Here is a 23,447-nt window from a genome sequence, read left to right as displayed (position 1 = left end):
GGCAATTTGCTACCTCCCCTCCAGGACACATCCACGGCGATACATTTTCGAAGAGAATTCCGAATGACAGCTGTACCAGCCGAGGACATGGCGATCTCGGAACGACTCGATGCCCTGGCCGCAGAGGCAGGCACCGGAACAGTCACGCTTGGCTGGGTGCTCGAGCAGTTGAACGAACGCGCGTTCGGGCTATTCCTGCTGGTTCTCGCCCTGCCCTGCTGCATCCCGTTCCTCTACGGCATTCCGCAGGTTGTGGCACTGCCACTGATGTTGATCTCGGTCCAGATCCTTCTCGGCCGCCGCATTCCGTGGCTGCCCAAACGACTGGCCGCGCGCACCGTGTCCTCGACAGACCTGCACAGCCTTGCGCAGCGCGCGGGGCCGTGGCTGCGGCGGATCGAAACCATCAGCCGCCCGCGCCTTGGGCTGCTGACCCGCGCGCCCGTGGATCAGGTGGTGGGCGCAGCGCTTGTGCTCTTCAGCGCGTCGATTCTGGTGCCTCTTCCGGGGACGAACACAGTGCCCGGAATCGGAGTCGTGGCGATTGCGATGGGCCTCTTGCAACGCGACGGGATCCTCGTGATCCTTGGCATGATCCTGGGCACGGCCTGGATCGCCACGCTTTTGATCGCCGGGGCAACGCTGGCAAGCCTCATCAAGACATGGATCGGAGTCTGACATGACGGTGACACGCAGATCGTTGATGCTTCTTGCCGCGTCCGGCTCTCTGGCGCTGATGCTGGGGGCGTTCGGGTTCCAGTATATCGGCGGGCTGCCCCCCTGCGCGATGTGCATCTGGCAACGCTATCCGCATGTGGTGGCGATTGCCCTCGGGTTGATCGCGCTGCGGTTCAGCACTGCCGCGCTGGCATGGCTGGGGGCGCTGGCGGCGCTGACAACGGCCGCCATCGGCGCCTATCATACCGGGGTCGAGCGCGACTGGTGGGAAGGTCCGACCACCTGTTCCTCGGGCCCCATCGGCGGGATGTCCACGGACGACTTGTTCGACCAGATCATGGCAGCGCCGCTCGTGCGCTGCGACGAGGTTCCGTGGGAGATGTTCAGCCTGTCGATGGCCAGTTGGAACATGATCCTGTCGCTGGTCCTGATGGGCCTCTGGATCGCGGCGGCTCGGCGTCCAGCTTAGCCGCCGCTCTTGCGGGTGGACAGCAGCAAGGATGTTTCCGACTGCGTCACCCCGTCCAGCTTGCGGATCAGCGACAGCACGTCATCCAGCGCCTCGAGCGTTTCGGTCCCCAGTTCGGCGATCACGTCCCAGCGCCCGTTGGTCGAATGCAGCGCGCGGACCTGCGGCAGGCTGTTGAGGTGCCGGATCACCCGGTCGGTGCCGCGCCCTTCGATGCCGATCATCATCAGCGCCCGCACCGGGTCATGTGCCACGTCCTCCCTGAGGACGATGGTGAACCCCACCACGTCGCCCGACGCCTGCAACCGGTCCAGCCGCGCCCGCACCGTGGCGCGCGACAGGTTGAGCGTGGTGGCCAGATCCGACACAGATGCGCGCCCGTTGTGACGCAGCATCGACACAAGCCGCTTGTCCGTATTGTCCATTTTGATCCCGTGATCTGCCACTTTGTTCATTCGTAGTCCGGATCGATCACTTTGACCAGTTCCCCAGCGCCCAGTCTGCACCCTATATCCGGGGCAGGAACACGGAGGACAGGATTGATGCCGTCAAGACACATCGTACTCGTTGGGGCACCGCTGGATTGCGGCAAGGCGCGCAAGGGCTGCCTGATGGGGCCCGACGCCTACCGCATCGCCGGGATTTCCCGCGCGTTGACCGATCTCGGACATGAGGTGAGCGATCTGGGCAACCTGTCGCCCGACAGCAACGATATCCCCGAACGCGAGGGGCTCGTGAACCTGTCGGAAACCATCGGCTGGACCACCGCGCTGATGCGCACGGCGCAAGAGGCGATGCAGCAAGGCCTGCCGATCTTCCTTGGCGGCGATCATGCGCTGTCGCTGGGCACCGTGCCCGGAGTGGCCGCCCATGCCGCGCAGGAGGGCCGCCCGCAATTCGTTCTGTGGCTGGATGCCCACAGCGATTTCAACACGTTGGAGACCACGACATCCGGAAACCTGCACGGCACGCCTCTGGCCTATGCCACCGGGCAATCCGGCTTTGACGGCTTTCCCGACCTTCCCGCCATCGTACCACCGGGCCAGACCTGCATCATCGGGCTGCGGTCGGTCGACCTGCCGGAACGCGCTTTGATGGAGCAGACGGATGTGCGCGGCTATGACATGCGGGCCATCGACGAATCCGGTGTGGCCGCGCTGCTGATGCCGTTCCTCGAAGACGTGGCCAAGGCGGGCGGCGCGCTGCATGTGTCGCTGGACGTGGATTTCCTTGATCCCACCCACGCGCCTGCGGTCGGCACCACGGTGCCCGGCGGGGCCACGGTGCGCGAGGCGCATCTGGTGATGGAACTGCTCTGCGACAGCGGATTGATGACCTCGCTCGATCTGGTCGAACTGAACCCCATGCTCGACGAGCGCGGACGCACTGCGCACCTGATGGTCGATCTGGCTGCCTCGGCACTGGGTCGACGCATCTTTGACCGCCCCACCCCGCGACTGATGTAAGGAACACAGAGCATGCAACCGTCAGACAAGGCCCTTGTCCCCTTCGTTTCGGTGGATCACATGATGCAGCTTGTGCATCACGTTGGCCTGCCAGAAATGATCCGCCGCATCGCGGACGCCATCGAAGAAGATTTCGGCCGCTGGGAAAGTTTCGACAAGACGCCCCGCGTGGCCGCACATAGCCCGGTGGGCGTGATCGAACTGATGCCCACGGCAGACGACACGCTCTACGCGTTCAAATATGTCAACGGGCACCCCAAGAACACCTCCGAAGGGTTGCAGACCGTAACGGCGTTCGGCCTGCTGGCCGACATGCACACGGGCTACCCGGTGCTCTTGTCCGAAATGACACTGCTGACCGCGCTGCGCACCGCCGCGATGTCGGCTGTTGCCGCCAGGTACCTTGCCCCCGAGGGCGCCACCACGATGGCGATGATCGGCAATGGTGCGCAGGCCGAGTTCCAGAGCATCGCCATGCAGGCGATCTGCGGCATCACGACGGTCCGGCTCTACGACAAGGACCCGGCGGCAACCGCCAAATGCGCGGCGAACCTCGCGGGTACCGGCCTGACCGTTGTGGCCTGCGACAGCGCCGAGTCGGCGATCGAAGGCGCGCAGATCCTGACGACCTGCACGGCGGACAAGCAATACGCGACGATCCTGACCGACAACATGGTCGGCAGCGGCGTGCACATCAACGCCATCGGCGGCGATTGCCCGGGCAAGACCGAACTGGCGGCGGCGATCCTGCACCGGTCGTCAATTTTCGTGGAATACCCCGAACAGACCCGGATCGAAGGCGAGATCCAGCAGCTTGATCCCGACCATCCGGTGACCGAGTTGTGGCAGGTGATCACCGGGGCCGTGCCGGGCCGTCGTGATGCGCGCGAAATCACGCTGTTCGACAGTGTCGGCTTTGCGATCGAGGATTTCTCGGCACTTCGGGTGGTGCATGATCTGACGCGCGAGACCGGGCTCAACCTGCCGCTTGACCTGCTGGCCGACCCGGACAACCCGCGCGATCTTTACGGGATGCTGATGCGCGCGGCGGGGTAAGGGCGGAAGGCTTTTCGAAAAGCCTCCCCCAGTGCCTTACAGATATTCGGAGCGTTGCAGGCCGTACTTGGCCATCTTCTCGTTCAGCGTGCGGCGCGGCAGGCAGAGTTCGTCCATGACGGACGAGATCGACCCGCGGTGCCGCCGCATCGTGTTGTCGATCAGCATGCGCTCGAACGCCTCGACATATTCCTTGAGCGGCTTGCCCTCGGTGGTCATCACCGGCTGCATCTCGTCATGGTCGGACATCAGCAGCGACGCGATGGTGCCCGTGCCGCGCCGCGATTGCAGCACCGCGCGTTCGGCAAGGTTGATGAGCTGGCGGACATTGCCCGGCCACGGGGCCTGCAAAAGCTGCGCCGCCTCCTGTGCGCTGACCTGCGGGGCTTCGCAGCCGTATTCGTCGGCGAACTGTTCGGCCAGCACCGTGAACAGCGTCAGGATGTCCTCGCCGCGGTTGCGCAGCGGCGGTGCGGTGATCTTGAGCGCAGCCAGACGGTAATAGAGGTCCGGTCGCAGCGCATCTTCGCAGGTGCGCCCTTCGTCCTGCAGGTTGCAGATCGCCACGATGCGGGTTTCGGGCGGCGTGCCCTGATCGTTGATCATGGTGAGCAGACGCGCCTGAGCGGCATCCGACAGCGCCTCGATGTCTTCCAGAACCAGCGTGCCGCCGCGTGCCTCTTCGACGGCCGGCAGGCGGGTGTCCTCGGGCATCATCGGGCCGAAGAGCCGCCGGATCAGCGTATCCTCGTCCATCGCGGCACAAGAGATCAGAACGAATTTCTTGCCCGCCCGGCTGCCCACGGCGTGCAGCGCATGCGCCACCAACGTCTTGCCGGTGCCGGTTTCACCGTCGATCAGCACATGCCCGTCGGCCTGCCCCAGATCGAGAATATCCTCGCGCAGCCGCTCCATCGCGGAACTGGTGCCGATCAGCTTGCGCATCATCTGGCTGCCGTCGCCCAACTCACGCCGCAGCGCCCGGTTGTCGAGCGTCAGGCGGCGCGCATTGGTGGCCTTCTTGGCCAGATCCGACATGCGGTCCGGGTTGAACGGCTTTTCGAGGAAATCGAACGCGCCGATGCGCATCGCCTCAACCGCCATCGGCACATCGCCATGGCCGGTGATCATGATCACCGGAAGTGCCGAATCCGATCCCATCAGCTTGCGCAACAGCTGGATGCCATCCATGCCGGGCATCTTGATGTCGGAAATCACGATCCCCGGATAATCCGCGCCGACTGTGCCAAGCGCCTCTTCGGCACTGGCAAAGGTTTCGGTGTCATAGCCCGACAGCGCCAGCCACTGGCTGATCGATTGGCGCATGTCCTTTTCGTCATCGACAATGGCTATCTTCATGGCTTTTCCCATGGGGTCACTCCGCCGCCTGCGTTTGATCGTTCAATATAGGTAGCTGCATCTCGAACACCGCGCCGCCGCCTTCGGCATTGCGCGCGAGCAGCCGTCCCCCGAGGTCGTTGACGATCCCCGAGGAAATGGCAAGCCCCAGCCCCACGCCGTCGCCGGGCTGCTTGGTGGTATAGAACGGCTCGAACAGAGCATCGAGGTCTTCGATGCCGTGCCCGTTGTCACGGATGGTCAGCGTCGCGGTCTCGCCGCTGGCGAGGATGATCTCGAGCTGCGGGTCCGACACGGTCTTTGTCGCGTCCAGCGCATTGCGCAGCAGGTTGACCATCACCTGTTCGATCCGCATCCGGTCGCCCATCACGAGCACCCGTTCCTCGGGAAGGATCTTGGTGATCTTGACCTTGCGGGATTTCAGCTGCGGCTCCATCATCGACAGGCTCGAGACCAGCGCATCCCCCATGTTTACGGGGGAAAACGCCTGTTGGCCCTTGCGCGCATAGCTCTTGAGCTGCCGGGTGATGCCGCCCATCCGTTCGATCAGGTCGTCAATCCGCGAGAACGCCGCCAACGCCTCTTCGGACCGGTTGCGCCGCATCAAGAGTTTGGCCCCCGCGAGGTAGGTCTTCATCGCCGCCAGCGGCTGGTTCAATTCGTGGCTGACCGCTGCCGACATCTCGCCCAAGGCGGCGAGTTTGGAGCTTTGTGCAAGCGTCTGTTCGGCCACGGCAAGGGTTTCCTGCACCCGCTCGCGTTCGGCGATTTCCCGCTGGAGGCGCTGGTTCAATGCGCGAAGCTCTGCCGACTCGCGCTGGAAGAGGGCCATGCGGAATGCTGTCCGACGACTCAACGTGTAGAATGTCATAGCCAGAAGAATCGCAAATGCCATGATTTCGAGCGCCAGCACCGCGTTCACCCGTTCGCGGACGCTGGCATAGGTGGTGAAGGTGGTCATGCTCCAGCCCCGGAATGGAATGCGCCCGTCGATGCGCATCACCGCCTCGCCCTGGATATAGGCATCGGGCGGCACGGCCGTCCAATCCGCCGTCGCCCGGATGGCGCGTTCGATCGCCCCGTCGGCCGGCTGGCGCGCCAATGCTTCGGACACGCTGCGTCCGCGCCATCGTGGCTCTGTCGCAAGGATGATCTCACCCTCGCTGTTGGTCACGAGAACGGCGTCGGAAATGCCCGCCCAGGAGCGTTCGAACTTGGCCAGATCGACCTCGACCACGATGACACCGATGGCGCTGCCCTGGCTTTCCATGCGGCGCGAATAGCTGAAATTGTAGTTGCCCACTTCCTGCCGCTGCGCGGTAAATACGGTGGCATTCGAACGCAGCGCTTCGACGAAATAGGCGGCATTGCGGTGCTGTTCGCCCAGCCGTTCGCGGCTGGTGGCCGCAACAGTGCGCCCGTCGCGATCCAGCAGCATCAGCGAGGCCGCGCCGATCTCATCGACGAAGGAAATCAACCGCTGCGAGCTTTGCGAGAAATCCCCCGAGTTCAGCGCGCCGATCAGCGCCGGGTCGCGCGCCAGAAGCTGCGGCACGATGGCGTTGCGGCGCAATTCGGATACGAGGTTCCCCGAATAAAGCGCCAACCGCAACTCCGCGCGGTTGCGGGTCGATTCGGTGAACCGGTCGGTGAGAAGTTGGTTGGTGACGAAGACCGTCGCGATGGCGATTGCGGTCAGCAGGGCCAAGGCAACGCGCACCCGCCATGACAGCGAACCTGTCCGGGTGATATCTCGCATCAATGACGTGCCGCTGGCCATTGCTGCAGAATATGCAAATCGCGACCGCCTCTCAAGCGGCACCGCGTCACGGCTGCGTCAATGGGCGCTAAGCCGCCGTCAGGGCGCTGGCGATATTGGCAAACAGCGCCTGCCCGTCGGTTCCGCCGTGCTTTTCGTCCGCGGCCCGCTCGGGATGGGGCATCATGCCCAGCACGCGCCGGTTCCCGGACAGGATACCGGCGATGTCGGCGGTCGATCCGTTGGGGTTGTCGCCATAGCGGAACGCGATCCGGTCTTCGTCGGTCAACTGGCTGACGATGTCTTCAGACGCGATGTAATTGCCGTCATGATGCGCGATCGGCACGGAAATCGTCTGCCCCGCCGCGTAGCCGGCGGTGAAGATGCTGTCGGTCGTGCCCACGACCAGCGGCACGGTGCGGCAGATGAATTTCAGCCCGGCATTGCGCAGCAGCGCGCCGGGCAGCAAGCCGGTCTCGGTCAGGACCTGAAAGCCGTTGCAGACACCCAGGACAAAGCCGCCGCGATTGGCATGGGCCTTGATCTCGGTGCAGATCGGCGAATTGGCGGCAATCGCGCCGCAGCGCAGGTAATCGCCAAAGGAGAACCCGCCGGGAATGCCGACGATGTCTATGCCTGCGGGCAAGGACGTGTCCTTGTGCCAGACCATCTCGACCTCGCATCCCGCATCGCGGAAGGCCACGGCCAGATCCCGGTCGCAATTCGATCCGGGGAAAACAACAACCGCTGCGCGCATCAGCTCATCTCGATCCGGTAGCTTTCGATCACCGTATTGGCGAGCAGCTTTTCGCACATCTCGCGCACGGTGTCCTCGGATGTGCCATCTGCCAGATCCAGCTCGATCACCTTGCCCTGACGCACCTTTTCGACACCGTCAAAGCCCAAGCCGTCGAGAGCGTGGCGCACGGCCTCGCCCTGCGGGTCCAGAACCCCGTCCTTCAGCATCACATGCACCCGTGCCTTCATGATCGTCTCCGCCTTGTCCGGGGGCGCGACCGTCCCCCTTCTTCTTTTTCCAAATATGCATTCGCGCCGCCCGCCACCGGGCGCTGCGTCAGTTGATCAGCTTCGGCTTTTCCATCGGCGTCGCGTTCTGCGGCATCACGCCCAGACGCCGCGCCACCTCGGTATAGGCATCGGTCAAATTGCCCAGATCGCGCCGGAACACATCCTTGTCGAGCTTGCGCCCGGTCTCGATGTCCCAGAGACGGCAGCTGTCGGGGCTGATCTCGTCGGCGATGATCAGGCGCTGGAAATCGCCGTCATAGACGCGGCCGATCTCGATCTTGAAGTCCACCAGCTTGATCCCGACGCCATACATCAGGCCGGACATGAAATCGTTGACCCGCAGCGCAAGGCTCAGGATGTCGTCCATGTCCTGCTGGCTGGCCCAGCCGAAGGCCGCGATATGTTCCTCGGTGACCAGCGGATCACCCAGCTTGTCGTCCTTGTAGCAATATTCGACGATCGGGCGTGGCAGCGGCGTGCCTTCCTCGATGCCCAGACGCTTGGCCATGGTGCCAGCGGCAAAATTGCGCACGATCACCTCGAGCGGGATGATCTCGCACTGGCGAACAAGTTGCTCGCGCATGTTCAGCCGCTTGATGAAATGCGTCGGCACGCCGATGGAGTTGAGCCCCACCATGAAGAACTCGCTCAGCCGGTTGTTGAGCACGCCCTTGCCGTCGATGACACTGCGCTTTTCGGCGTTGAAGGCTGTCGCGTCGTCCTTGAAATACTGAACGATCGTGCCCGGTTCCGGACCTTCATAGAGGATTTTGGCTTTGCCTTCGTAAATCTTCTTGCGACGGGCCATTTGGGATCTTTCTGTCAATGCGCCGGATGGCACGAAAAGGGGCGCGCATCGCCGTCCACAGGGAGAAAAAACGGCAGCGTTCGAGTGCGTCTTAGTGCATGCAGGGTCATGCCGCAAGCAACGCACGCACTTGAACCGATCGGCGCGTCGGGCCATACCTCAATCAACAGGAACCACATATCCGGGAGAGCCCCCTCATGTCGACCTTCGATGACCGCGAAAACGCCTTCGAGAACAAATTTGCGCATGATGCACAGATGCAATTCAGGGCCGAAGCCCGCCGTAACAAGCTGCTGGGCCTCTGGGCGGCCGACCTGATGGGCAAATCCGGCGATGATGCCGCTGAATATGCCAAGGAGGTCGTGAAGGCCGATTTCGAAGAGGCCGGCCACGAGGACGTGGTGCGCAAGGTGTCCGGCGATCTGGGCGGCAAGGCCAGCGATGACGAGATTCGCGCCAAGATGGCCGAGTTGATGATCGTCGCCAAGGCACAGATCATGGAAGAACTCTGATCCGCTGATCCCTTTGTTGCGCGCGTCCGCCCAGGTGGGCGCGTTTTTCTTTTGCACTCCCCCCTGACAGAGGCCGCATGTCGCATATCGTTCTGGTCCGCCACGGCCAAGCCAATACCGCGGCGCGGGAAGAGGGCGCATATGACCGGCTCAGCCCCCTGGGGCACCAGCAATCGGGCTGGCTGGGCGATCATTTCCGCCAGCGTGGCGACGTGTTCGCCCATGTCTGGACCGGCACGCTGCGCCGTCACGTCGAAACCGCCGACGCCATCGCCGCCGAAACGCCCGATCCGATCACCCGCGACGAACGGCTGAACGAGCTGGAGTATTTCACGCTCTCGCACCTGCTGGCCGATCAGCATGGCATCACCCTGCCGGTGGACCGTGAAGGCTTCGTACGCCACCTGCCCAGCCTGTTCGGCCATTGGCGCGACGGAAAGCTGGAAGGCGCGCCGGAACGCTTTGACCAATTCGAGAACCGCGTGCGCGACGCGCTGGCCGAGATCAGCGCCCTGCCGGGGCGGTCGCTTGTGGTGACCTCGGGCGGGTTGATCGGCATGGCGATGCGCCTGACGCTGGGCCTCGAGATGACAGCGTTCTGCAACCTGTGCCTGTCGATCCAGAACACCTCGGTCAGTTCCTGGCTGCCACTCGAGGGGCAATTGGCGCTGACCCAGTTCAACGCCCTGCCGCATCTGGACACGCCGGAAAGGCTGTTCGCCCAGACGCATATCTGAACCGGTCCGAGGGGGCTTTTGTACCCGGGCCGCGCTGGCTAGGGTGCGGCAAGGCGAAACAGGGGGACACCAATGACCCATCTCTGGGTGCGCGCGGAAAGCCGCGAAAACGAGGAACGCGTCGGCATCCTGCCCGAAGGTGTGGCGGCGCTGATTGCGCAGGGCATCGACGTGACGGTCGAGGACAGCCCGACGCGGGTGATCCCGAGTGCGGATTACGACGCGGCAGGTGCCAGGATTGCACCCGAGGGCAGTTGGGGGGAGGCGCCCCGAGATGCGATTATTTTCGGCTTGAAGGAATTACCGGATAATGGCACGCCCCTGCGGCACCGCCACATCATGTTCGGACATGCCTACAAGGGACAGCCCGCCGGTCAAAAGCTGCTGGCCCGGTTCAGGGATGGCGGCGGCACGCTCTACGATCTGGAATATCTTGAGGATGAGAGCGGACGGCGCGTCGCGGCCTTTGGCTATTGGGCGGGATATGCGGGTGCTGCGGTGTCACTGCTGGCCTATGCGGCGCAACAGGCGGGTGCGCCCTGCCCGCCTGTCGGCACATGGTCCTCGTCCGATGCGATGCGGCGCGACGTGAAGGATGCACTGAACGACACCACGCCGGACGCGCTGGTGATCGGCGCGTTGGGTCGGGTCGGCACCGGGGCGACTGACCTGTGCGAGCAGGTCGGCCTGACCGTGACCAAGTGGGATATGGCGGAAACGGCGCATGGCGGACCGTTCCCAGAAGTGTTTGACCATACACTGTTTTTCAACTGCATCCTCGCGCGTCCAGGCACGCCCGTCTTTGTGCCCGCCGATGCCTGCACCCGCCCTCGGAACCTGCGGATCATCGGCGATATCGCCTGTGATCCCGACAGCGATTTTTCCCCGATCAAGGTGTACGATCGCGTGACAAGCTGGGATGCGCCGGTCATTCGCGCCTGTGACGACCCGCCGCTCGACGTGATGGCGATCGACAACCTGCCCTCGCTGATGCCGCACGAATCCTCTCAGGATTTCGCGGGCCAGCTTCTTCCCCATCTCAAGACGCTCGATGCCATCGACAGCGGCGTCTGGGGTCGGGCAAAATCCTATTTCGATGACCATATCCGGAAGGTGACGACATGACGGTACATTGGTGTGGCACGGGACTGTCCTCGGTTCCCGGCCTGCGGCGGCTGATTCGCGACGGGCATGCGGTGACGGTGTGGAACCGCACGCTGGACAAGGCGCAGACGGCGGTGGGCGATCTGACCGACGACATCCGCGTTTTCGACCCGACCGCGCTTGCGGCGGCGGTGCGTCACGGCGACGTGATCGTGTCGATGTTGCCGGGCGACTGGCATGTGGAACTGGCGCAGATGGCCATCGACCACGGCGCGCATTTCGTATCTTCGTCCTATATCGCGCCCGAGATGCGCGCCCTGGACAATGCCGCACGACTGGCCGGTGCGGCGCTGGTCAACGAGGTTGGTCTCGATCCCGGGATCGACCATCTGATGGCGCATCACCTCGTCGCGGATTACCGCAAGAGCGCCGCGTATGACCCTGAAAACGTGATCTCTTTCAAATCCTACTGCGGCGGTGTTCCGAAGGTCGCGAATGCGTTTCGCTACAAGTTCAGCTGGGCGCCCGTGGGTGTTCTCAAGGCGCTGCGGTCCCCGTCGAAATCCATCCGTCACTACACCGAACTCGAGATCCAGCGCCCCTGGGACGCGATCAACCGCTATGACGCGCCCCTGCCCCAGCCCGAGGCGTTCGAGGTCTATCCCAACCGCGACAGCCTGCCCTTCATGGCGCAGTACCATTTCGAACCGACATGGACCGTCAAGGAATTCGTGCGCGGCACGCTTCGGCTCAACGGCTGGGCGGAGGCCTGGGCGGATATCTTTGCCGAAGTGGGCAGTGCGGATGATGCGCGCCTCAACGAGATGGCGGCGGACCTGCTGAAGCAGAACGCCTATGCCGAGGATGAGGCCGACCGCGTGGTGCTGTGCGTCGACCTGCTGGCCGAAAAGGATGGCCGACCCGCTTGGCACAAGACCTACGTCATGGACGCCTGGGGCGACGCGCGCGGCACGGCCATGGCGCGGCTGGTGTCGGTGCCGGTGTCGCTGGCGGTCGAGTCGGTGCTGAACCGCGAGATCGCTCCGGGGGTCAGCGCTGCGCCGCATGATCCGAAACTGGTGACCCGCTGGCTGGACGAGGTGCAGACATTGGCGCAACACCTGATGGTGGTGGATCATTTGAAGGCATGATCCGGCTTGGGGGGCCGGGCTGAAGCCCGGCCTGCGCCTTTGTCCACGTGGTGCAAGAACCGTCGTCCTCTGGCTTGGCCCGGGGACCTTTTGGTCAGGGATCAGGACTCCCCAAAGACCCGCGCGAAGATCGTGTCCACATGCTTGGTGTGGTAGCCCAGATCGAACTTCTCCTCGATCTGTTCGGCGCTGAGGGCCGCTACCACATCCGCATCGTTGAGCAGCTCGGTCTTGAAATCCGTCCGATGTTCCCAGACCTTGAGCGCGTTGCGTTGCACGTAGGAATAGGCGTCTTCGCGACTGACACCCGCCTGCGTCAGCGCCAGAAGCACCCGCTGCGACATCACGAGACCCGGAAACTTGTTCATGTTTTCCAGCATGTTCTCCGGGAAGATCAACATCTTGTCGATCACGCCGGTCAGACGCGCCAAGGCGAAATCAAGCGTGATCGTCGCGTCCGGCCCGATCATCCGTTCGACCGAGGAATGCGAGATGTCGCGTTCGTGCCAGAGCGCCACGTTCTCCATCGCCGGGATCACGGCAGATCGGACCATGCGCGCCAGCCCGGTCAGGTTTTCCGTCAGGACCGGGTTCTTCTTGTGCGGCATCGCGGATGAGCCCTTCTGGCCCATCGAGAAGAACTCCGCCCCTTCCAGCACCTCGGTGCGCTGCATGTGGCGGATCTCGATCGAGATGTTCTCGATGCTGCTGGCGATCACGCCGAGGGTTGCAAAGAACGCGGCATGACGATCACGCGGGATCACCTGCGTGCTGATCGGTTCGGGCACGAGGCCCAGCTTGTCGCAGACATGTTCCTCGACCGCCGGATCGACATTGGCAAAGGTGCCGACAGCGCCGGAAATCGCGCCCGTCGCCACCTCGGCACGCGCATCACGCATCCGGCTCAGGTTGCGGTCCATCTCGGCATAGAAGCGGGCAAAGGTCAGGCCCATCGTCGTCGGTTCGGCATGGATGCCATGCGACCGGCCGATCCGCAGCGTGTCCTTGTGCTCATAGGCGCGGCGCTTCAAAGCGGCCAAGAGCGCTTCGATATCCGCGATCAGGATGTCCGATGCGCGCACGAGCTGGACGTTGAAGGTGGTGTCCAGAACGTCGGAGCTGGTCATGCCCTGATGCACGAACCGCGCCTCATCCGCGCCCACATGTTCGGCCAGATGGGTCAAAAAGGCGATCACGTCATGCTTTGTCACCGCTTCGATTTCGTCGATGCGGGCCACGTCGAACTCGACATCCTTGGCCTTCCACACCGCATCGGCGTTTTCGCGCGGGATCACGCCCAGATCGGCCATCGCGTCGCAGGCATGGGCCTCGATCTCGAACCAGATGCGGAACTTGGTGGCTGGTTCCCAGATCGACACCATCTCGGGGCGGGAGTAACGGGGGATCATGCGGGCGATCCTTTCATCGGTTGACTTGCGGAATTTTGGCGCAGTCCTAGACTGCGGACCGGTGCGCGACAAGAGAGGCCAACCCGAATGAGACGCTTTGCCCGGAGGCACAGGCTTTGGGGCCGCTTATGACGACCGGCACCACACCCCCCCTTGCCGCGTTCGAAGGCACCTGGCAGGTCACCCGCCAGATCACCGACCACCGCGCCGGAACCACAGCCCTGTTCGAAGGCAGCGCTGTCTTTGTACCCGACGAAACAGGCCTTGCCTATCACGAGACCGGGCATCTGCATCTGCCCGGACATGCGCCCTTCGTGGCGGAACGCCGCTACCACTGGCGCGTGCAGGACGGTGCGCTGCATGTCGACTTCGAGGACGGTCGGGTCTTTCACAGCATCGACAGTGCCCGTCATGAGGCCACCCATTGGTGCGATCCGGACACCTATGTCGTCCACTATGACTTTGACGATTGGCCACTCTGGCACAGCAGGTGGGATGTGTCGGGGCCACGAAAAGCCTACGAAATGATCACCTCGTACAGTCGCGAAGCCAAAGACAGCAGATAGATTTTGCCAAATCGGCAATCCCTGCTAGCTTTACCCTACGCAACAACAGGAGAAAGACTGATGACCATCAAGACACTTCTGACCACCTCGGCCCTTCTGATCGCCAGTGCAACGGCCACTTTGGCCCAATGCAACTGGGGCAAGGAACAGGTCACGATGACCTGCTCGAGCGGCACGGTCTATGATGCCGAAACCAATACCTGCAAGGTTGTGACGGGCTGATTTACCCCATCTGACATGCAGTTGAAGACGGCCCTCTGGCCGTCTTTTTCATGTGTGATAAATGCCCGCCTGACAATTTGATCACGGGATTTCGACATGCGCGCTTTGCTTCTTTCCACGGTTCTTGCCACCTGCCCCCTTGCGGCGCTCGCTGTCGGGTTCAACGATGACGACCCACCCACCCCGACCGAGACGACCAAGACCTGCACCGATGGACAGGTCTGGGATGCAGAGACCGAATCCTGCATCGATCCCGACAAAAGCAGCCTCAATGACGCAGACCGCATGAAGGCAATCCGCGAACTGGCCTATGCCGGGCGGATCACCGACGCCGAGCGCGTGCTGAACGCCATGGTCGATCAGGACAGCGACGCGGTGTTGACCTATCGCGGGTTCACCGCGCGCAAGGCGGGCCGTACGGAAGACGCGTACGAGTGGTACGCCCGCGCGCTCGAGGTAAACCCCGACAACCTGCTGGCGCGGTCCTACCTGGGTCAGTGGCATCTCGAAAAAGGCGACTTCCAGCTGGCACGCGCACAGCTCAGCGAAATCCGCCAACGCGGCGGACGGTCCACATGGCCGGAAATATCGCTGCGCATGGCGATTCAATCAGGGTCTGGCTCAAACTACTGACGCTTTCTTAACCTTACCCGCCTAAGCCGATGAGGACAGGATGGAGTAAGGTGAATGACCCAGTTGACCCCCTTGGCGCGCACCGGCCCGAGCGCGCCACCCATGGCCCCGGCGGTCCGGCTGTCGCGCCGGGCGAAGGCCGCGATCATCGTGCAATTCATCCTCAAGGAAGGGGCGAATGTGCCGCTGACCGCGCTGCCCGAGGATTTGCAGATCCAACTTACCCAGCTTCTGGGCGAAATGCGCTATATCGACCGCGACACGATGCATGCGGTGATCACCGAATTCTCGGAAGAGCTTGACTCCATTGGCCTTTCCTTTCCCGGTGACATTGCGGGCGCGCTGTCGGCGCTGGACGGCAAGATCAGCGCCCAAACCGCCGCGCGGCTGCGCAAGGAGGCCGGTGTGCGACAGATCGGTGATCCGTGGAAGCGGCTTGCCGATTTGCCGGTCTCGCGGCTTCGGGACTTCGTGACCTCGGAATCCACCCAGATCGCGGCGGTGATGGTCTCCAAGCTCGAGGTGGCCAAGGCGGCGGACCTGCTCAGCAGCCTGCCCGGTGACGTGGCGCGACGGATCACCTACGCGATGTCGATGACGGATGCGGTCACGCCGGACGCAGTCGAACGCATCGGCCTCAGCCTTGCCGCCCAGATGGATTCGGAACCGCCCAAGGCATTTCGCGCGCAACCCTCCGAACGGGTCGGCGCAATCCTCAATTTTTCGCGCGCCGCGACGCGGGACGAATTGCTCACAGCACTCGATGAAGAAGACAAGGGATTTGCCGAGGAGGTCCGCAAATCCATCTTTACCTTCGCCCACATCCCCAACAGGATGAGCGCGATCGACGCTCCCAAGATCACCCGCGACGTGGATCAGGAAACCTTGGCACGGGTCATCGCCGGTGCCGTGGCCGATGTCGACAAGCGCAGCGTTGACTTCATATTGTCCAATATATCCAAACGGATGGCTGACGCTCTTCGTGAAATGTCTGAAGAGTTCAAGGACATCAAACCCAAGGAGGCCGAGGCCGCCATGAGCGCTGTGGTGCGGGCGATCCGCGCGCTTGCCGACAGCCGGGAAATCACCCTGATCCAATCCGCGGAGATCGAGGATTAGCGGGTGATGACCGACCCGCTGTCCTTGCGGAACACGAAACAGCGGTCTCGCCGCACGGTCAGCCACATGACGGTTCCGGGCTTGGGCAGGAATACGTTGGGGACCGTGGCGCGGATGATGCTCTGGTCATAGTCCATGCGGAACTCGACCAGGCTTTCCGACCCCATGAAGCGGGCGCGTTCGACCACGCCGCGTGCGGGCGCACCCGCAAGCGGCGTCGGGTTGGGGCCGCGCCCCTGCCTGTCGAAATCGATGCCGACATGCTGCGGGCGGAACACGATCTCGACCGCGCCGCCATCCGGCACTCCGGGGGCAAGGAACTGGCCGAAGGGCGTATCGGTCAGCGCACCGCGCACCGTACCGGTCAGCAGGTTGATGTCGGAAAAGAACGCCACCGCCGCCTTGTCCGCAGGCGCATTGTAGATGTTGTAGGGCGCGCCGCGCTGCACGATCTTGCCGTCACGCATCAGCGCGATCTCGTCCGCCATGCGCATCGCCTCTTCGGGCTCATGCGTGACCAGCAGGACCGACGTGCCCTCGTCCTTCAGGATCGCGAGCGTTTCGTCGCGAATGCCATCGCGCAACCGGTTGTCGAGGCCGGAAAACGGCTCGTCCATGAGCATGATCGACGGGCGCGGCGCAATCGCACGGGCCAGCGCCACGCGCTGTTGCTCCCCGCCAGACAGTTGATGCGGGTATTCGTTGATGTAATGCGACAGCCCCACCCGTTCGAGCAGTTCACCCACGCGCGGCAGCTTGTCCTTGCGGGATCCGGTCAGGCCAAAGCCCACGTTGTCGCCCACGGTGAGATGCGGAAACAGGGCAAAATCCTGAAAGATCAACCCGATGGAGCGCCGTTCGGGCGGGACGCGAAACACCGTGTCACAGACCAGATTCCCGTCCACATGGATCGTGCCGCTGGTCTGCATGTCGACGCCCGCGATGATCCGCAGCGTGGTGGATTTGCCGCAGCCTGACGGCCCCAGAAGGCAGGTTACATTGCCGGGCTGTATCACCAAAGACACGTCATCGACCACGCGCTTGCCGTCGTAATCGCGCACGATGTTCCTGATATCCAGCCGAGGATCTGTGCCGGTCACTGCTGCCTCACGAGTTTTCCGAGTAAAAGTATCGGATTAGCTAATGTCAGGTAGCAGCCGATTTGCGCGACGACAACCCCTCAGGTCCGCGTCGTGCCGTCGCCGGTCACGATGTATTTGAAGCTGGTGAGCTGTTCCGCCCCGACCGGCCCGCGCGCGTGCATCTTGCCCGTGGCAATCCCGATCTCGGCGCCCATGCCGAATTCGCCGCCATCGGCGAACTGGGTCGAGGCGTTGCGCATCAGGATGGCGCTGTCGATCCGTTCGAAGAACCTGTCCGCCGACCTGTCGTTCTCGGTCAGGATGCAATCGGTGTGGTTCGAACTGTAGGTGTTGATATGGGCGATGGCGGCATCCAGATCGTCCACCACCTTGGCCGCGATGATGCTGTCGAGGTATTCGCAGCCCCAATCGTCCTCGCTGGCCGCCACGGTGCCGTCGATGGCGCGCAGGGTTTCATCGGCGCGCACTTCGACACCCGCTTTCAGCAGTGCCTTGATGACGCCCTGCCCGATGGTGCCGACCACATCCTTGTGGATCAGCAGGCATTCAGCTGCACCGCAGATGCCGGTGCGCCGGGTCTTGGCGTTCAGCACCACGTTCAGCGCCTTGACCGGGTCCGCGTCGGCATCGACATAGATGTGCACGATGCCTTCGAGATGGGCAAAGACCGGCACGCGGGCCTCGCGCTGGACAAGACCGACAAGACCCTTGCCGCCCCGAGGCACGATCACGTCGATGAAATCGGTCATGGTCAGCATTTCGCTCACCGCTTCGCGGTCTCGGGTGGGCACAAGCTGGATCGCATCTTCGGGCAGGCCCGCCTTGCGCAGACCTTCGACGAGGCAGGCATGGATCGCGCTTGAGGAATGGAAGCTTTCCGATCCGCCGCGCAGGATCACCGCGTTGCCTGCCTTGAGGCAAAGGGCGCCCGCATCCGCGGTCACGTTGGGGCGGGATTCGTAGATCACGCCGATCACACCCAGCGGCGTGCGGACCCGCTTGATGTGCAGGCCCGATGGACGGTCCCATTCGGTGATGACGGCGCCAACCGGGTCGGTCTGCTCGGCGACCGCGCGCAACCCATCGACGATGCCGCGAATGCGGTCCTCGTTGAGCAGCAGCCGGTCCATCATCGCATCCGACAGGCCCTTGTCGCGGCCGTAGTCAAGGTCCTTGGCGTTGGCCTCGATGAGTGTTGCACGGTTCGCCCAGACCGCCTCTGCCGCCTCTATGAGCGCTGTCCGCTTGCTCTCGGATGGGGCGAAGGCCAGGTCCCGTGCCGCTGCCTTGGCGCGTGCGCCGATGTCATGCATGAGTGCGGGGATGTCTGTGAGGTCTTTCATCGGAGGTACCCTTGCAGAGGTCGAAAATGCGTATTTGGAACGTGAAAAGGCCGATCAGATCGCCATATCGTCGCGATGAATTACCACAGCGCGGCCCGGGTAGCCCAGAATTTCCTCGATTTCGGCTGAATTGTGCCCCTTGATCGCCCGGGCCTCGACCGCCGTGTAGCGGGTCAGGCCCATCCCCAGGTCGCGACCCGCCGCATCCTTGATCGTGACCGGATCGCCTCGTCCGAACGCGCCGGTGACCGCCACGATGCCTGGCGGCAACAGCGATGTGCCGCGCTGAAGCGCACGCGCCGCACCGTCGTCGATGGTCAGCGCGCCTTGGGGTTTCATCGCCAGAATCCAGCGTTTGCGCGCCGTGTGCGGGTCAAGCTGCGGGGTGAACCAGGTGGCGCGTGCGCCGTCCTCCAATCCCTTGAGCGGATGCAGGCGCGAGCCTTCGGTGATGGCCATGGCGCAGCCCGACGCGGTGGCGGTCTTGGCGGCCATCAGCTTGGTCTTCATGCCGCCCTTCGACAGGCCCGAGCCGGCATCCCCGGCCATCGCCTCGATTTCAGGGGTGATCACGTCGATCACCGGAAAGAACTCTGCGGTCGGGTCGATATGGGGGTTGGCGCTGTAGAATCCGTCCACGTCGGACAGCAGGATCAACTGGTCGGCGCCGACGGTGGCTGCGACCTGCGCCGCGAGGCGGTCATTGTCGCCGTAGCGGATCTCGTCCGTGGCGACAGTGTCGTTCTCGTTGACGATGGGAATGACGCCGAAGCCGATCAGGGTTTCCATCGTCGCACGGCTGTTGAGGTAGCGGCGGCGGTCGGTGCTGTCTTCGAGCGTCACCAGAACCTGCGCCGTGGTCAGCCCGTGCGGATCGAGCACCTCTTCATAGGCGCGGGCGAGACGGATCTGGCCGACCGCCGCGGCCGCCTGCGATTGTTCGAGCGGCAACACGGTCAGGGGCAGACCCAGCACGCCGCGCCCCAGAGCGATGGAGCCGGAGGACACGAGGATCACATCGGTGCCCCGCGCCTTGATCCGGGCCACGTCTTCGGCCAGTGACAGAAGCCAGTCGCGCCGCAGCGTGCCCTTGGCCTTGTCCACCAGCAGCGCCGAGCCGATCTTGACGACCAGTCGGCGCGCGTCGCTCAGGGTCGCCACGCGTCGAGCTCCTCGGTCGCCTGTTCGCGCGAGCGGGTGGACTTGACGTGTTTGCGCAGCGCGCGCAGCACCTCGGTCAGCCCTTCCTTGGACACGCCCGACATGAGCATGACCTCCTGGCCCGCGACGCGTTCAAGCTCTTCCTTGAGGAAGGCGCGCTCCTCGTCGTCCAGCGCGTCGATCTTGTTCAGCGCGGTGATGCGCGGTTTTTCGGCCAGACCACTCCCGTACGCTTCGATCTCGTTGATGATGGTCTGGTAATCTTCGAGCAGCGTGCCCGACGTGCCATCCACGAGGTGCAGCAGGGCCGCGCAGCGTTCGATATGGCCAAGGAACAGATCACCCAGCCCCCTGCCCTCGTGTGCGCCTTCGATCAGGCCGGGAATGTCGGCCACCACGAATTCCGCGTTGTCGACGCCAACGACGCCAAGGTTGGGATGCAGCGTGGTGAACGGGTAATCCGCCACTTTCGGCCGTGCATTCGAGGTCGCGGCAAGGAAGGTGGATTTGCCCGCGTTGGGCAGGCCCAGGAGCCCGACATCGGCGATCAGTTTCAACCGCAGCCAGATCGTGCGTTCGACGCCCTCCTGCCCGGCATTGGCACGGCGCGGCGCCTGGTTGGTCGAGGTCTTGAATCGCAGGTTGCCCCAGCCGCCATTGCCGCCACGCGCCAGCTGAACGCGCTGGCCCAGTTCGGTCATGTCGGCGATCACGGTTTCTTCGTCCTCGTCGAGGATCTCGGTGCCGACAGGAACCTTGAGCACGATGTCCGCACCGTTTGCGCCGGTCCGCTGCCGGCCTGCCCCCGCGCGGCCGTTGTCGGCAAAGAAATGCTGCTGATAGCGGAAGTCGATGAGCGTGTTCAGCCCGTCGACCGCTTCGGCCCAGACATCGCCGCCATCGCCGCCGTCACCGCCATCGGGGCCGCCGAATTCGATGAACTTTTCGCGCCGGAAACTGATGGATCCATTCCCGCCCGAGCCCGAGCGGATATAGACTTTGCAGAGATCGAGGAACTTCATGTGTCAGCCTTTGATCGAGCCCCTGCGCGGTCTACCGGGTTTGCATCCGCGCGTCAGCCCATACGTTTGAGATAGGTCCAGGTTTTGACCGTTGTGTTGCGGGCGACGGAAAAGGACTCCGCGTCGCCGATATATTCAAATCCACAATGCGTCAGGACACGGGCCGAGGCCGGGTTGTCCTGAAAGACGCTTGCGAACATCGTCTCGTTGCCAAGCGGGTTGGCCGTGACCAGCGCCTCGACCGCTTCGGAGGCAAGACCGGTATTCCAGAACGGCGGCGCGACCCAGTATCCGACCTCGGACTGGTTGCGATCCATCCGCGCCAACGCGATCACGCCCATCACCTCGGACCCGCCGCCTGCGGTTCCGTCGATGACCCAGACATCGTCCTCGCGGCTGGGCGACAGGCTGCGGTCGACAAAGGCCTGCGCCGCACCGGGCGGGAACGGATGCGGGATCGAGGTCGTCATCGTCGCCACGCGTTTGTCGCTGGCGTAATATTCGATCAATCCGACATCCGACAGTTGCAGCGGGCGCAGGCGGAAGCGATCCGCCTGAACGACGGGCTGGTTGAATTCGGTGATGGTCTCTACGTTCATCTGCTCTCTCCTCATCGCAGATATAGGCAGGCCCCCGTCGAAACGGAATGGGGGACCGGCAGCGGTGCCGATCCCCCAGATTTTCAAAACCCTCAGGTCGGCTTACTCGGCGGCCTCCGCCGTTGGCAGAACCGAAATGAAGGTGCGGCCCTTGAGGCCCTTGTGGAAGGTCACGTTGCCGTCAACGGTTGCAAAGATCGTGTGATCCCTGCCAATACCAACGCCTTCGCCCGGCCAGAACTTGGTTCCGCGCTGACGCACGATGATGTTGCCGGGGATCGCGGACTGGCCACCGTAGAGTTTGACGCCAAGGCGGCGTCCGGCAGAGTCACGACCGTTGCGGGATGAACCGCCTGCTTTTTTATGTGCCATGGGTCAGTCTCCTTACTTCGATGCCAGTTCTTTGGCTTGTTCGATCCAGCCTTCACGCTCGATCCGGCCCTTGAAGGACAGCTTTTCGCCGAACTCTTCGACGTCTGCATCCGTCCAGGCTGCGATCTGGGCAAAGCTGGTCACACCCGCTTCGATCAGTTTCTTCTCGAGCGCCGGGCCAACGCCAGACAGCAGCTTGAGGTCATCCGCGCCAGAGGCGGTCGCTGCAGCTTCGGCTTTGGGAGCCGCGGCTTTCTTGGGTGCAGCTGCGGCAACGGCCACGCCTGCAACCGAACCAGAACCGATCGCTGCCTTGATGCCTGTCTTGTCCGCACCCGTGGCAAGGATCTCCGTCACACGCACGAGGGTGAGCTTCTGACGGTGGCCCTTGGTCCGCTTGGAGCTGTGCTTCCGGCGGCGCTTGACGAAATTGATGACCTTTTCGCCCTTGATCTGGTCCACGACCTCGGCCTGAACGGCAGCGCCGTCGACCATCGGTGCGCCGACCACAACCGTGTCGCCACCCAGCATCAGAATTTCATTGAACTGGACTTTTTCGCCTGCATCGGCAGCCAGTTTCTCGACCCGCAATATGTCGCCCGATTGGACCTTGTATTGCTTGCCGCCGGTTTTCATCACCGCGAACATCGTATCTTTTCCTTTGTCACCGCGTTCTGTGGCCCCGCTTTGCGGTGTTTTCGGATCAGTGATCCGCCTCGAACAGCGTGCCCCGTTCGGGACATCGTTATCATAAAAAACAAAAGGCGGGACCGAAGCCCCGACTTTCATGTGGGCGGCTTATGGAATCCCGTGCCGCATTTGTCAACGCGTTTCGCGACTAGAGTTCCTGCACCTGCATTTCCCGCGCCACGGCGATGCCAAGCGCATAGGAAATGTCGTCATACATCCGGTTGAAGCCCGCAAAGAGCGCCCGGTTGAGGGCGCGACCCGCATCGGTGCGGGACAGGTCCGTGTAGTCTTCGATCACCCCGTCTTCGAGCGGGCGGTAGGCCATCAGCAGGAACGCATAGACCCATTCGCGCGTGTCGGCGCGGGTTTCATCCTCGGCAGACCAGACCTCGGCAAGAATGTCCGTCTCGCTCATCCGCAGGGCACCGCCATCCACGAGACCCAGGTAGAACATGTAGTTGGCGTTGAGCGCCCCCACGAGGTTCAACTCGACCAGATCATTGACCTCGACAAAGTCGGATATCGCTTCGAGAGGTTCGGAAGACGTGCCTCTCAGGTCGAGATAGGCGGCGCGCGCCGCGTCCTCGATCTCCTGTTCGCGCATCGCGCCGCGGGCGCTGAGTTCGAGGCTGACGATCTGTTGTCCGGTCTGGGAGGTGAAAAAGGCCATAAGGTCTTCGGTTTCGGCATCGCCAAACTCGGCGGCAAACACCTCTTGCACCGTCGTCAGCATGCGCTCGGGATCGTAGATCCGGTCGACCGTGGCGCTCCAGCCGGCGGTCCCGCCGCCCGGCACCATGTCGCTGGCAAGCGTCTCGCCGTATTCCATGCCTTCTTCGCGCATGATCTGCACGATCTGAGGCACACCGAGCGCGCCCAGAAGATCGTTCGTCGGAGTGGCCCATGCAGGCAGGGACCACGTGCACACCGCCAATCCGGTTGCCGCCACCTTCAGCATATTCGCGAACATTCCGATCCTCCAAGCCTCTCATACCTTACCTATGTCGACGCCGGGTCAATTCCAACCCGCAGGCGCAATCAGCATCGCACACATTTGGCGTGAAATAGAGGTTGCACAGG

General features: G+C 63.2%; 27 protein-coding genes. 12 read left to right on the top strand and 15 right to left on the bottom strand.

Annotated elements, in window-relative coordinates; all coding sequences use genetic code 11:
* Positions 1-63 precede the first annotated feature (63 nt).
* Both IEV82_RS09535 and IEV82_RS09530 read left to right on the top strand, forming a co-directional pair.
* Positions 64-678, top strand: coding sequence for an exopolysaccharide biosynthesis protein (locus tag IEV82_RS09535; RefSeq protein ID WP_188481777.1), 615 nt, complete (start codon positions 64-66; stop codon positions 676-678).
* Between the two features lies 1 nt (position 679).
* Positions 680-1,147, top strand: coding sequence for a disulfide bond formation protein B (locus tag IEV82_RS09530; protein WP_188481776.1), 468 nt, complete (start codon positions 680-682; stop codon positions 1,145-1,147).
* Here the strand turns inward: IEV82_RS09530 and IEV82_RS09525 are convergent.
* Entirely contained in the window at positions 1,144-1,572 is a 429-nt protein-coding gene (locus IEV82_RS09525) for an Lrp/AsnC family transcriptional regulator (RefSeq protein WP_188481775.1), read from the bottom strand. The two genes, IEV82_RS09530 and IEV82_RS09525, sit on opposite strands and share 4 nt — an antisense overlap.
* A 117-nt stretch (positions 1,573-1,689) precedes the next feature.
* Between IEV82_RS09525 and rocF the strand changes: the two genes are divergently transcribed.
* Both rocF and ocd read left to right on the top strand, forming a co-directional pair.
* Complete coding sequence (gene rocF, locus IEV82_RS09520; protein ID WP_188481774.1) at positions 1,690-2,613, top strand: arginase; 924 nt, start codon at positions 1,690-1,692, stop codon at positions 2,611-2,613.
* A gap of 12 nt (positions 2,614-2,625) precedes the next feature.
* On the top strand, positions 2,626-3,669 hold the full coding sequence (ocd, locus tag IEV82_RS09515) for an ornithine cyclodeaminase (protein ID WP_188481773.1): 1,044 nt from the start codon (positions 2,626-2,628) through the stop codon (positions 3,667-3,669).
* 36 nt (positions 3,670-3,705) lie between these two features.
* On the opposite strand, the gene IEV82_RS09510 is transcribed toward ocd, so the two are convergent.
* From IEV82_RS09510 to purC, 5 genes are all read right to left on the bottom strand, one after another.
* Entirely contained in the window at positions 3,706-5,040 is a 1,335-nt protein-coding gene (locus tag IEV82_RS09510) for a sigma-54-dependent transcriptional regulator (RefSeq protein ID WP_188481772.1), read from the bottom strand.
* Between the two features lie 4 nt (positions 5,041-5,044).
* Complete coding sequence (locus tag IEV82_RS09505) at positions 5,045-6,787, bottom strand: sensor histidine kinase (protein ID WP_229747738.1); 1,743 nt, start codon at positions 6,785-6,787, stop codon at positions 5,045-5,047.
* A gap of 88 nt (positions 6,788-6,875) precedes the next feature.
* The gene (gene purQ, locus IEV82_RS09500) at positions 6,876-7,544 is read right to left on the bottom strand and encodes a phosphoribosylformylglycinamidine synthase subunit PurQ (protein ID WP_188481770.1); all 669 of its coding nucleotides are present in this window, start codon (positions 7,542-7,544) and stop codon (positions 6,876-6,878) included.
* Positions 7,544-7,774, bottom strand: coding sequence for a phosphoribosylformylglycinamidine synthase subunit PurS (gene purS, locus IEV82_RS09495; RefSeq protein WP_188481769.1), 231 nt, complete (start codon positions 7,772-7,774; stop codon positions 7,544-7,546). Before purS ends, purQ begins: the two co-directional genes overlap by 1 nt.
* Positions 7,775-7,862: 88 nt before the next feature.
* A complete protein-coding gene (purC, locus tag IEV82_RS09490) occupies positions 7,863-8,624 on the bottom strand; it encodes a phosphoribosylaminoimidazolesuccinocarboxamide synthase (RefSeq protein WP_188481768.1) in 762 nt (253 codons plus the stop codon).
* Positions 8,625-8,821: 197 nt separating this feature from the next.
* Here purC and IEV82_RS09485 point away from each other — a divergent pair, with 197 nt between their 5' ends.
* The 4 genes from IEV82_RS09485 to IEV82_RS09470 all read left to right on the top strand — a co-directional run bounded on the left by IEV82_RS09485 (position 8,822) and on the right by IEV82_RS09470 (position 12,128).
* Positions 8,822-9,136 (top strand): DUF1476 domain-containing protein, encoded by a 315-nt coding sequence (locus tag IEV82_RS09485; RefSeq protein WP_188481767.1) that lies wholly within the window; start codon positions 8,822-8,824, stop codon positions 9,134-9,136.
* 77 nt (positions 9,137-9,213) lie between these two features.
* On the top strand, positions 9,214-9,873 hold the full coding sequence (locus IEV82_RS09480) for a histidine phosphatase family protein (protein ID WP_188481766.1): 660 nt from the start codon (positions 9,214-9,216) through the stop codon (positions 9,871-9,873).
* Between the two features lie 72 nt (positions 9,874-9,945).
* Positions 9,946-10,998 carry a saccharopine dehydrogenase gene (locus IEV82_RS09475; protein ID WP_188481765.1) on the top strand — a complete coding sequence of 351 codons (1,053 nt, stop codon included), beginning with the start codon at positions 9,946-9,948 and terminating at the stop codon, positions 10,996-10,998.
* Positions 10,995-12,128: a saccharopine dehydrogenase family protein gene (locus tag IEV82_RS09470; RefSeq protein WP_188481764.1), complete on the top strand. Its 1,134-nt coding sequence runs from the start codon at positions 10,995-10,997 to the stop codon at positions 12,126-12,128. The genes IEV82_RS09475 and IEV82_RS09470 overlap by 4 nt, the downstream gene beginning before the upstream one ends.
* Positions 12,129-12,229: 101 nt before the next feature.
* Here IEV82_RS09470 and purB read toward each other — a convergent pair whose 3' ends face one another.
* Positions 12,230-13,537 (bottom strand): adenylosuccinate lyase, encoded by a 1,308-nt coding sequence (gene purB / locus IEV82_RS09465; protein WP_188481763.1) that lies wholly within the window; start codon positions 13,535-13,537, stop codon positions 12,230-12,232.
* 128 nt (positions 13,538-13,665) lie between these two features.
* Between purB and IEV82_RS09460 the strand changes: the two genes are divergently transcribed.
* From IEV82_RS09460 to IEV82_RS09445, 4 genes are all read left to right on the top strand, one after another.
* A complete protein-coding gene (locus tag IEV82_RS09460; protein WP_188481762.1) occupies positions 13,666-14,103 on the top strand; it encodes a DUF6314 family protein in 438 nt (145 codons plus the stop codon).
* Positions 14,104-14,163: 60 nt separating this feature from the next.
* A complete protein-coding gene (locus IEV82_RS09455; protein ID WP_188481761.1) occupies positions 14,164-14,325 on the top strand; it encodes a carbohydrate-binding module family 14 protein in 162 nt (53 codons plus the stop codon).
* Positions 14,326-14,421: 96 nt separating this feature from the next.
* The gene (locus IEV82_RS09450) at positions 14,422-14,958 is read left to right on the top strand and encodes a tetratricopeptide repeat protein (protein WP_188481760.1); all 537 of its coding nucleotides are present in this window, start codon (positions 14,422-14,424) and stop codon (positions 14,956-14,958) included.
* Between the two features lie 54 nt (positions 14,959-15,012).
* Positions 15,013-16,077, top strand: a complete 1,065-nt coding sequence (locus IEV82_RS09445; protein WP_188481759.1) for a flagellar motor switch protein FliG — start codon at positions 15,013-15,015, stop codon at positions 16,075-16,077.
* On the opposite strand, the gene IEV82_RS09440 is transcribed toward IEV82_RS09445, so the two are convergent.
* From IEV82_RS09440 to IEV82_RS09405, 8 genes are all read right to left on the bottom strand, one after another.
* Positions 16,074-17,177 carry an ABC transporter ATP-binding protein gene (locus IEV82_RS09440; protein WP_229747737.1) on the bottom strand — a complete coding sequence of 368 codons (1,104 nt, stop codon included), beginning with the start codon at positions 17,175-17,177 and terminating at the stop codon, positions 16,074-16,076. The genes IEV82_RS09445 and IEV82_RS09440 overlap by 4 nt on opposite strands.
* Positions 17,178-17,257: 80 nt before the next feature.
* On the bottom strand, positions 17,258-18,523 hold the full coding sequence (locus IEV82_RS09435) for a glutamate-5-semialdehyde dehydrogenase (RefSeq protein WP_188481758.1): 1,266 nt from the start codon (positions 18,521-18,523) through the stop codon (positions 17,258-17,260).
* A 54-nt stretch (positions 18,524-18,577) separates the two neighbouring features.
* Positions 18,578-19,684, bottom strand: coding sequence for a glutamate 5-kinase (gene proB, locus IEV82_RS09430; protein ID WP_188481757.1), 1,107 nt, complete (start codon positions 19,682-19,684; stop codon positions 18,578-18,580).
* Positions 19,672-20,706: a GTPase ObgE gene (gene obgE, locus IEV82_RS09425; protein WP_188481756.1), complete on the bottom strand. Its 1,035-nt coding sequence runs from the start codon at positions 20,704-20,706 to the stop codon at positions 19,672-19,674. The genes proB and obgE overlap by 13 nt, the downstream gene beginning before the upstream one ends.
* 53 nt (positions 20,707-20,759) lie before the next feature.
* The gene (locus IEV82_RS09420) at positions 20,760-21,305 is read right to left on the bottom strand and encodes a GNAT family N-acetyltransferase (protein ID WP_188481755.1); all 546 of its coding nucleotides are present in this window, start codon (positions 21,303-21,305) and stop codon (positions 20,760-20,762) included.
* Between the two features lie 102 nt (positions 21,306-21,407).
* Complete coding sequence (gene rpmA / locus IEV82_RS09415; RefSeq protein ID WP_188481754.1) at positions 21,408-21,677, bottom strand: 50S ribosomal protein L27; 270 nt, start codon at positions 21,675-21,677, stop codon at positions 21,408-21,410.
* Positions 21,678-21,689: 12 nt separating this feature from the next.
* Positions 21,690-22,325 (bottom strand): 50S ribosomal protein L21, encoded by a 636-nt coding sequence (locus tag IEV82_RS09410; RefSeq protein WP_188481753.1) that lies wholly within the window; start codon positions 22,323-22,325, stop codon positions 21,690-21,692.
* A gap of 190 nt (positions 22,326-22,515) precedes the next feature.
* Positions 22,516-23,337, bottom strand: a complete 822-nt coding sequence (locus tag IEV82_RS09405) for a DUF2059 domain-containing protein (RefSeq protein WP_229747736.1) — start codon at positions 23,335-23,337, stop codon at positions 22,516-22,518.
* Positions 23,338-23,447 lie beyond the last annotated feature (110 nt).

Origin of the sequence: Marivita lacus (assembly GCF_014637725.1) — a bacterium.
In the GTDB taxonomy this organism is placed as follows: Bacteria; Pseudomonadota; Alphaproteobacteria; order Rhodobacterales; family Rhodobacteraceae; genus Marivita; species Marivita lacus.
This window is presented reverse-complemented; position numbering and strand designations above follow the sequence as displayed.